We start from the raw sequence: 256 nt of genomic DNA, 5'->3' as shown, positions 1-256 counted from the left end.
TTATTTTCTCCAACAACTCAGAGTCATTAAAGAGAGTTCCACCTGATTTAGAATGTAAATTATCATAATAACGATGTTTTTCTTCAAAAAGATACAACATTCTTTTATAGTACAGATGTATAATTTTAGATACTTTTACAAGGAAACTTCCTGAACCACAGGCAGGATCAAGAATTGTTATACTATTTAAATTCTTATGAATCTCTTTTGTTTTTGAATACAATTTTTCTGGCTCTTCTGTTTCTAAGGAATTAAT

General features: G+C 27.7%; 1 protein-coding gene. It reads right to left on the bottom strand.

Features of this window, described 5'->3' with window-relative positions:
- Nucleotides 1–256: DNA methyltransferase (locus tag QI155_RS11015; RefSeq protein ID WP_281321686.1), on the bottom strand; the 256-nt coding region annotated here is incomplete at both ends.

The sequence above is a fragment of the Thermodesulfovibrio sp. 1176 genome (assembly GCF_029946585.1).
GTDB lineage: Bacteria > Nitrospirota > Thermodesulfovibrionia > Thermodesulfovibrionales > Thermodesulfovibrionaceae > Thermodesulfovibrio.
Note: the sequence above shows the minus strand (reverse complement) of the source record. Positions and strands in the feature narration are given on the sequence as shown.